Origin of the sequence: Actinomadura soli, from assembly GCF_005889715.1 — a bacterium.
Classification (GTDB): domain Bacteria; phylum Actinomycetota; class Actinomycetes; order Streptosporangiales; family Streptosporangiaceae; genus Spirillospora; species Spirillospora soli.
In genome coordinates, this window is record NZ_VCKW01000597.1 from 1 (window position 1) to 841 (window position 841).

Annotated in this window: 1 protein-coding gene; it reads right to left on the minus strand. The window is 71.8% G+C overall.

The window, feature by feature from the left end; all coding sequences use genetic code 11:
• Positions 1-251: 251 nt before the first annotated feature.
• Positions 252-647 carry a hypothetical protein gene (locus ETD83_RS42070; protein WP_138650803.1) on the minus strand — a complete coding sequence of 132 codons (396 nt, stop codon included), beginning with the start codon at positions 645-647 and terminating at the stop codon, positions 252-254.
• Positions 648-841 lie beyond the last annotated feature (194 nt).

The following is an 841-nucleotide window of genomic DNA, read 5'->3' on the forward strand; positions in this document are numbered from 1 at the left end:
CGGCCCGCACGTACCGCACCCCGCACGCTGAGGCCAGGGCCCCGCGCAAAGGAGATCGTTGAAGGGTCGGGCAGCGGCTTCCAGGCCGAGCGACGCTTGAGACGGAATTGCCGCAACGGCGCGCCGGCTGACTCCCTCCGGTCGCCCCTACGGGGTGGCCTACGGCCATCGACCGGCCCGCCCAGGCCAGCGCGGAAGGGAAGCCGCAGCCCTTCACCCTGACCGCAGTCTCCCGCCGTCCTAGCGGAGGATCACATCTCGCCCCGTTCCACCCGCAGCAGCTCACCCAGCCCGAGCCCGAGCAGGTGAGCCGCCACCATCAGCACTTCACACGCATAGTCCAGATGCACCGTCGCGCCGTCGATCACCGGCAGCGCCGAACCATCCGACACGCCCAGACCCGCATCTCCGCGCCGTTCGGTCACCTCACGGTCCCGGATCTGCCCGACCCGTCCGTTCAGCAACTGCGCCACCGTGTGCGCCGCCTCCAGGGCCCGCGTCACCGTCTCCAGCGCCAGGCCCGCATCAGCCAGCGTCAGCCCCGCCGCACCATCGGCCAGCATGGACGACGCATCCTCGGCACGGTCGCACAGCACATCCACCGCCCGCAGCACCGTGCGCGTGGTGTCCCCCTCCGGCTCTGCCATCGGTCATCGCTCCTGTCCTGCTCACCGTCGTCAACATGTGTACGGCGCGGCCCCGGCCACCTGCCGAGCAGGGGACGGAGCCGGGACCGCGCCGTCAGGAAGGAACCACGGCGCCATCACCTCGCCACCGGCGCGCCGCCGCGTTCCCTGGCCACTACGTCACACCCACGCCCGACCCGGACCCGCCCGTGTCA

Coding starts and splice junctions, on each gene's coding strand:
- ETD83_RS42070 (WP_138650803.1), bottom strand. CDS start 647: ATGGCAGAGCCGGAGGGGGACACCACGCGCACGGTGCTGCGGGCGGTG.